The organism is Candidatus Accumulibacter vicinus, from assembly GCF_000584955.1.
Taxonomy (GTDB): domain Bacteria; phylum Pseudomonadota; class Gammaproteobacteria; order Burkholderiales; family Rhodocyclaceae; genus Accumulibacter; species Accumulibacter vicinus.
In genome coordinates this window covers 90,072-98,663 of record NZ_JDSS02000007.1, presented here as the reverse complement: position 1 = coordinate 98,663, position 8,592 = coordinate 90,072, and the positions used below count along the sequence as shown (strand labels likewise).

General features: G+C 66.4%; 3 protein-coding genes. All 3 read left to right on the top strand.

The window, feature by feature from the left end; all coding sequences use genetic code 11:
• Window positions 1-56 precede the first annotated feature (56 nt).
• Window positions 57-3,353 (top strand): ATP-binding protein, encoded by a 3,297-nt coding sequence (locus CAPSK01_RS21515; protein ID WP_273702935.1) that lies wholly within the window; start codon window positions 57-59, stop codon window positions 3,351-3,353.
• Window positions 3,354-3,430: 77 nt separating this feature from the next.
• Complete coding sequence (locus tag CAPSK01_RS21510; RefSeq protein WP_337958525.1) at window positions 3,431-5,197, top strand: response regulator; 1,767 nt, start codon at window positions 3,431-3,433, stop codon at window positions 5,195-5,197.
• A 60-nt stretch (window positions 5,198-5,257) separates the two neighbouring features.
• Window positions 5,258-8,592 (top strand): serine/threonine-protein kinase PknK (locus CAPSK01_RS02325; protein ID WP_034921853.1); only part of this gene is annotated, 3,335 nt, incomplete at its 3' end.

Here is an 8,592-nt window from a genome sequence, read left to right as displayed (position 1 = left end):
GACCACCCGCCGGGCATCGCCACCCGGCGGCGGGCGGTGAAACGCCTGGCAAACGCATGAAACTCGCGGGCCTGAGCCGGCTCCACCTGGCCGCCGCGCTCGTCGTCGCGCTGGCCCTCATCATCTGCGGCTTCGTCTGGCGCTATCTCGGACAATCGCAGGAGCGCCTGTACGCCGGCACGCAAGCGCATGTCGCACAGCAGTCGGCACAGTTGGCGGCAACGGTGAGCCGGCAGATGTCGATTCTGACGCAGCACATCGACGCCGCGGTGATCCGCCTGCGCGATTCCTTGCGCGACGGCGACGAGCGCGCTTTTCAGGACGCGGTCAAGGGCGTGCTCGGCACCTTCCCTGCCGACGCCCTGCATCAGATCGGCTTCATCGATCGCCACGGCTACCTCATCCGTTCGACCGTCGACCTCCGGGAACCGATCTACCTCGCCGATCGCGAGCACTTCGCCGTTCACACCCGGAGCGACGAAGACCGGCTGTTCGTCAGCCATCCGCTGCTCGGCCGCGCGTCGAATGCCTGGTCCATCCAGTTCTCCCGCCCGCTGCGCCAGAAAGGACAGTTCGCCGGCGTGATCGTGGTCTCGCTGAGCCCGCAGTACATCGCCAGCTCCCTGCAACTGGCGGCGTCTTCGGACAACGATGTGGTCGCCGTCCTTTACCTCGACGGCACCTTCGCTTCGCGCAGCACCCGCCTCGACCAGGCACTGGGAATGTCGCTTCCGCCGGAACGGCCCTTCGTCGGCGCCGACGCCCCGACCAGCGGTACCGCCCGTCTGACCTCTCATGTCGACGGCATGGACCGCATCTATTCCTGGCAGCGCCTGCACGAGGTGCCGCTGGTCGTCGTCGTCGGCCTGGCCGAAGCGCCGATTCTCGAACCGGTCGAACGGGCCATCCGCGAAGCCCGGGAGCGCACGCTGACCTCGATCGCCATCGTCCTCCTGCTGGCCGGCGGCATCGCCCTCCTGCTGCTGCGCATCGAGCGTGACCAGCGCTCGCTGCACGACAGCCAGCACTTCCTCGAAACCGTCGTCGAAAACATCCCGGCAATGCTGTTCATCAAGGACGCGGCCGATCTCCATTTCGTCAGGCTCAACAAGGCGGGCGAGGAGTTGCTGGGCTACTCGCGGCAGGAGTTGATCGGGCGCAAAGACTACGATTTCTTTCCACCGGAGGAAGCGGATTTCTTCACCGCCAGGGACAGGCAGGTGCTCGCCGAACTGGGCGTGATCGACATCCCGCAGGAACCGATCGAGACGCGCTTCGGACCGAAGATCCTGCACACCCGGAAAATCGGCATCGCGGACAGCGAGGGCAGGCCGAAGTTTCTGATCGGCATATCGGTAGACATTACCGAACGCGAATGGCTGGCCGGCCTGGAGCGAACCCGCAGGCAGATTCTCGAGACGCTGACCTCCGGCAAGCCCCTGGGCGCCACGCTCGCCCATGTCGTCGGCCTGATCGAGCAACATGACCCGGCGGCCCTGTGCGCCGTCCTTCTGCTGGACCCGGAAGGCCGGCATCTGCTGCACGGCGCCGCGCCGAGTCTGCCCGAATCCTACAACCGGGCCATGCACGGCATCGCCTTCGCACCGCAGATCGGCCCCGGCGAAACCGCTCCCTTCAGCGCGACGCGGATGATCGTCGAGGATGTGAGCACCCACCCGGACTGGCAAGCGCTCGCCGAAGTGACCCGGGAAGCCGGCCTGCGCTCCTGCTGGGGCGAGCCCCTGCGCGCGACGAACGGCGATTTCCTGGGGATCTTCGCCATCTACCATCGGACTGCCGGCGCCCCCGGCGCCCACGACCTGCACCTGATGGAGTTCGCCGCCGAAACGGCCAGCCTGGTGATCGAGCGCAAACGAACGGAAGCGGAACTGGAATCGTATCGCCTCAACCTCGAAGAGCGGGTCGCCAACCGCACGCGCGATCTGGTCCTCGCGCGCGACCTCGCGGAAACCGCCAACCGCGCCAAGAGTGCTTTCCTGTCCAACATGAGCCATGAACTGCGCACACCGCTCAACGCCGTGATGGGCTTTTCCGACCTGTTGCGCAAGGACCGCCGGCTCGACGCGTCGCAACGCGAAAACCTGGACATCATCCATCGCAGCGGCGCGCATCTGCTGAACCTGATCAACGACCTCCTGAGCATGGTCAAGATCGAAACAGGTGGCGTCCAGGTCCAGCGGATGCCGTTCGACCTGCTCACCCTGGTCGGCGAAATCGTCGGCACCACGCAATTGCGCGCCAGCGCCAAGGGCGTGCAACTACGGCTCGACCAGTCGGTCAGCGTGCCTCGCCATATCCTCAGCGACGAGACGAAGCTGCGCCAGATCCTGATGAACCTGATCGACAACGCAATCAAGTTCAGCTCGCACGGCGAGATCGTACTGCGTCTGGCGATGCTCACCGACCGAAGCAGTCCTACCCTGTCGATCGAGGTCGAAGACAGCGGGATCGGCATCGCGCCCGAGGATAGGGAGCGCGTATTCGATCCTTTCGTGCAGGTGATGGGTGGCGACGTGCAGAAAGGCACCGGTCTGGGACTGACGATCAGCCGGCAGTTCGTGGAATTGCTGGGGGGCCGGATCGGCATCAGCAGCCGAGTCGGACGCGGCACCTGCTTTCAGGTCGAGCTGCCGGTCGAAATCGTCGACGACCTCGAGTCGTCGTCTGCCGTTCGCCAGGCGCAGGAGATCGTCGGCCTGCAACCGGACCAGCCCGAGCATCGCATCCTGGTGGTCGACGATCAGCCCGAAAACGCCCTGCTGCTCAAACAGTTGCTGGAGAGCGTCGGCTTCCAGGTACGGATCGCCGAAGACGGCGCGCGCGGCGTCGAAGCGTTCCAGTCCTGGCACCCGGATTTCGTCTGGATGGACTGGCGCATGCCCGTCCTCGGCGGCCCGGAAGCGACGGCGCAGATTCGCGCGGCGGCGGGCGGCCGCACCGTCAAGATCGTTGCCATCACGGCCTCGGTCCTGCCGGAACAGCAGGCGGAAATCCTCGCCGCGGGAGTCGACGACGTGGTCCACAAACCGTATCCGCTACGCAGCATATTTGACTGCCTGGCCCGCCACCTGGGCGTGCGCTACCTCTACCAGGAGTCGGCAGCGGCCGCTCCGGTCGCAACAACGGCGCTGACCACCGCAACGCTGGCGACGCTGCCGGACGCCCTGCGGAACGAACTGGCCGAAGCGATGGTGACACTCGATACGCAACGCATCGACGACCTGATCGCCCAGGTGGCGGACGAGGATGCGGCGCTTGCCGAGCTCCTCCGCCAGCGCGCCGACCAGTTCGAGTACGAGCTGATCGAAGAAGCCCTGATCGGCAAGACTTGAGGCGACTTGCCGACTGCCGGCGCGGCTTGCCAAACGACCTGCCTTTGTAACCGGATTGTGAACGAAGAGATGAGCCAATGACTACCATGACAAGCCTTCCGACTCCCATGACGGCCCTCGCCGCCGAATCGATTTCCAGGCTCGGCGAACTGGCGCCGGAAATCGTCGTCGTCGACGACACGCCCGCCAACCTCAAGCTGCTCGCCACCCTGTTGACCGAACAGGGCTACCGTGTCCGTCCGGCATCGAGCGGCGCCCTCGCACTGCGCTCGGTCCACGCCAAGGCGCCGGACCTCATCCTGCTCGACGTGCGCATGCCGGAGCTCGACGGTTACGCGGTCTGCCGGCAACTGAAGGCCGATCCGCACACCTGCGCCATACCGGTGATCTTCATCAGCGCCCTCAACGAGTCGACCGACAAGGTGCAGAGTTTTTCCGTCGGCGGCGTGGACTTCATCACCAAACCCTTCGAGCCGGCGGAAGTGCTGGCGCGAGTCAAGACGCACCTGGAGCTGCGGCGTTTGCAGCAGGAACTCGAGCGGCGTGTCGAGGCGCGCACCGCCGACCTGGCGCAAGCCCATCACGCCCTGCAAGTCAGCGAAGAGCGTTTGCAGCGGGTGATCGAAGCGACCAGCGACGGCGTCTGGGACTGGAACCTGCAGAGCGGGGAAACGTTCTTCAGCGACCGCTGGTACACCATGCTGGGCTATGCTCCGGGCGAGTTCGCGGCGTCCTATGCCGCCTGGCAGGAACGGCTGCATCCCGACGATGCGGCGGCGGCGGAAGCAGCGGTCCGGGCGCATCTGGACGGCCAGTCGCCCGAAGTGGACATCGAGCTGCGCATGCGCACCCAGAAAGGCGACTGGCAATGGGTTCACGACCGTGGCAAGGTGATGGAGCGCGCGACGACCGGCGAGCCGCTGCGCATGGTTGGCACACAGGCCGACATCGCCGCCCGCAAGCGGGCCGAAGAACAGCTCGAGCAGTATCGCGCGGGGCTCGAAGAACGCGTGGCGGCACGCACTGCCGAGCTGGACAAAGCCAGGGAACAACTGCTGCAGTCGGAGAAACTCACCGCCCTGAGCCATCTGGTGTCCGGCATGGCGCACGAACTCAATACGCCGTTGGGCAACGCCCGTACCATGGCGGGCGCGCTCGACGAACATCTGCGCCAGTTCACCACCGCGGTCAACGCCGGCATGCTTCGCCACTCGCAGCTCGACACCTTTCTCGACCGTTGCCGGGAAGCCGTTGACCTGCTGGAACGTAATACCGCCCGCGCCGCGAACCTGATTGGGCAGTTCAAGGAGATCGTGGTCGACCAGAGCAGTCTGCGCCGCCGCCGCTTCGACCTGCGCCAGACGATCGGACAGATCCTCTTCGCCCTGCAGCCGCAGTTCGCGGGCGCCGCCCACCGGGTCGACCTGGACATCCCGGACAAGCTGGTGCTCGACAGCTACCCCGGCCCTCTGGAGCAAGTGATCACCCATCTGGTCGGCAACTCGCTGACGCACGGCTTCGTCGACATGGCCAGCGGACTGATCAACATCCGCGCCGTGGCGCTCGACGCAACGCAGGTCCAGATCGATTACGCGGACAATGGCGCCGGCATTCCGGAAGTGATCCGCCATCGCGTCTTCGAGCCCTTCATCAAGACCCGGCTGGGCAGCGGCGGCAGCGGATTGGGACTCTACATCACGCACACCCTGGTCACCGGAACACTGGGCGGAACGATCCGCCTGCTCGATCACCGCGGCCCAGGGGTGAGCTTCCGGCTCACCCTGCCGCTCAGCGCCCCCGAGCGGCAGGGCGCCGAGCGGCCGAGCGCCGAGCTGCCGGCATGATCGGCACAACCTTTTCGCCCGGCGAAAGCAGCGCCGGACCAGCCGGATAGGGGTGACAGGATGGCCGGCGCGTACGAGAAGATCAAAGTCATCGACGAGCGCGCGACGCGGACGCTGTGGCGCGCCCGCCGATTGTCCGATGCCCGGCGTGTCTTGCTCAAAATCGTCAAACAGGCCGACCACGACGCCACGGAAGCCCTGCGCAACGAGGCAGAAATTCTTTCCCGGCTGACCGGCGAGCACATCGTCGGCTTGCTCGGCTTCGACGAAGACGCCGCCGAGCCACAGCTGATTCTCGACGACCCAGGCGGCGAACTGCTGGCCGACGCTTTCGCCGACAGCCCGGCGACCATCGACCTGCTGCTACGCATCGCCCTGCAGGCCGTCGCCGCACTGGACAGCGTACACGCGGCCGGCATCGTGCATGGCGACATCAATCCGCACCACTTCCTCTACCTCCCGGACCGCCGCCAGCTCACGCTGCTCGACTTCACGACGGCCACTGTCGTGTCCAAAGCGACGCAGACTTGCGCCGCGGCGCATCGATTCAGCGCGTCGCTGCCCTACATCGCCCCCGAGCAGACCGGGCGGATGAACCGTAGCGTCGACCAGCGGACCGATTTCTATTCGCTGGGCGTGATGCTCTACCGGCTGGCGACCGGCCAGCTACCCTTCGTCTCGGACGACCCGCTGGAAATCGTCCACGCCCACCTGGCGTTCGAGCCGCCCGATCCGAGCACGCTGAACGCGGCGCTCCCGCCGACGATCGCCCGGATCATCGGCAAGCTGATGCGCAAGACGCCCGCAGAGCGCTACCAGTCGGCCGCCGGGCTGCGCCACGATCTCCAGCGCTGCGCCTCGGAATGGCGGGACAGGCAGGCCATCGACGACTTCCCGCTGGGCCTCGGCGACCCGTCGACCAAGATCAGGATTCCCGAGCAGCTCTACGGCCGCCGGGACGACATCGCGACCCTGCAGGCGACCTTCAAACGCGTCGCCGAAGGCGCCAGGACGCTGCTCTTGGTTTCCGGTCCGTCCGGCGTCGGCAAGTCGTCGCTGGTGCGCGAGATGCACCGGCCGATCAGCGAACGGCACGGTTTCTTTCTCGAAGGCAAGTTCGAGCAATACCGCCGCGACATTCCTTTCTCCGGCTGGATACAAGCGCTCGACGGCTTTGTCGCGCGGCTGCTGCGCTACCCGGAAAAGGAACTGGCGCCGTGGCGGCAGGCGCTGCGCGCGGCCCTGTCGGCGAACGGGCGGGTGATGACCGACCTGCTTCCCCATCTCGAACTGGTCGTCGGCGCACAGCCGCCGCTGCCCGATCTGAATGGCCAGGAGGCGGTCAATCGCTTCACTTACGTCCTGCGGCGCTTCATCGGCACGCTGGCGCACCCCAGGCACCCGCTGGTCGTTTTTCTCGACGACCTGCACTGGATCGACGCGGCTTCGCTCGACCTGCTGAAGAGCCTGCTGAGCGACCCGACGCTGAGCCATGCGCTGTTCGTCGGCGCTTACCGCAGCAATGAAGTCGGCCCGGCCAGCCCGCTCGCGATGGCGATCGCCGAACTCGATGGAACGCCGCAGCTCGTGTGCCGTCTGTGCGTGCGCAACCTGGAGCGGGACGAGGTCGAAGCGCTGGTCGGCGACGCGCTGGGCAAGACGACGTCCGACACTCGCCCCTTGGCCACCGTCGTGCACGCGAAGACGGCCGGCAACCCGTTCTTCGTGCACCAGCTTCTCGGTCTGCTCGAAAAAGGCGACTACTGGGACTTCGACACTTCGCGCGGCGCCTGGCGACTGAACACGGCGCGCATCGACGCCCTCGAAATCACCGACAACGTCGTCGATCTGCTGGTCGAGAAGATTCGCTGCTACCTGCCGGCGGACTTGTCGCAGCTTCTCGCCTTCGCCGCCTGCCTCGGCAGTCGCGTCGATCCGTCGACGCTCGGCCAACTGCTCGGGCAAGATCCGGCCGACCTGCGCCAGCGCCTGCGCCAGGCCGTGCACGACGGCTGGCTGAACGAGCAGGCCGGCGACTACAGCTTCGCGCACGACCGCATCCAGCAGGCCTTCTATTCGCTGACTCCGGAACCTCGCCGGCAACAGTATCACCTGCAGATTGCGCGCGCCCTGACGGCCGCTGGCGAAACCGCGGACGACCGGCTCTTCGACGCCGCCAACCAGATCGGACACTGCCTTTCGCTGGTCGTCGAGCGCGACGAGCGCTACCGTTTCGCCGACCTGTCGCAAACCGCCGGCGAAAAGGCCCAGCGCACGGCCGCCTACGAAGCCTCGCTGATCTACTACCGGCAGGGCATCGCGCTGCTGCCCGAGGAGCACGGGCAGGACGGCTGTCCGAGCAGCCGCGCACTCTTTCTCGGCGCCGCCGAGGCCGCTTTCCTGCTCGGTCGCTTCGCCGAAATGGAACAGTTCTGTAGCCAGGCCATGGCCGCGGCGGCAACGGTCGCCGATCGCATCAGGGTCTACGAAATCCTGGTCAGCGGCCGTCTGGCCCAAACGCGCCTGCAGGAAGCGGTGGATACCGGCCTCGAAGCGCTGCGCCTGCTCGGCGTCGACTTTCCGGCGCTGCCCGACGAGCGGCATTGGCAGACCTGGCGGGCACGCGTCGGCGAACACCTCGGCCAACGCGCCGTCGCCTCGCTGATCGACGGGCCGGAAATGAGCGAGCAGAATGCGCTGCTGAAACTGCGGCTCCTCTCGCGGCTCGTGCCGGCGGTCTACAAGTTCAGCCCCGCCCGGCTGCCGCTGGTCACGGCCGAAATGGCCATCACCAGCATCGAGCACGGCAATACCGGCCTGTCGGCCTTCGGTTACAGTTGCTACGGCATGATTCTGGTCGGCTTCTTCGGCGATTACGCGGCGGCGTGGGAGTACGCCCAGCTGAGCCGCCAGATCATCGACCGGCATGGCGCGGCGAACGTCATCCCGCGTGCCTACCAGATCATCGAGGCGACCATCCGGCACTGGCAGGAACACGCCTCCGGCACGCTCGCACCGCTCGAACTGGGCTACCGCTGCGGCCTGGAAAGCGGCGACCTGGAATACGCCACCTACTGCGCGGAGTTCGAAGCGATGCACCGCTTCCTGCTCGGCCAGCCCTTGCAGGAGCTACGCCCGAAGATGGACGCCTACGCGCAGGTCATCGCCAGGATCGGCCAGGTCGTCGCACTGAACCACCACCGCCCGGTGCAGCAGGCGGTGCACAACCTGCTCGGCGAAACCGCCGATGCGGTCGTTCTGCAAGGCTCGGCATTCGACGAAAGCCGCGAGCTCGCGACGCTGGTCGACTACAACGACCGCCTGTGCCTGCTCATCTTCTACTTCCAGAAAGTCCTGCTGGCCGTCGTTTTTCGCCAGTCGCGGCCGGCCGGCGA

Bases quoted from the DNA above. Each gene is read 5' to 3' on its own strand.
- CAPSK01_RS21515 (WP_273702935.1), top strand. From the start codon at position 57: ATGAAACTCGCGGGCCTGAGCCGGCTCCACCTGGCCGCCGCGCTCGTC.
- CAPSK01_RS21510 (WP_337958525.1), top strand. From the start codon at position 3,431: ATGACTACCATGACAAGCCTTCCGACTCCCATGACGGCCCTCGCCGCC.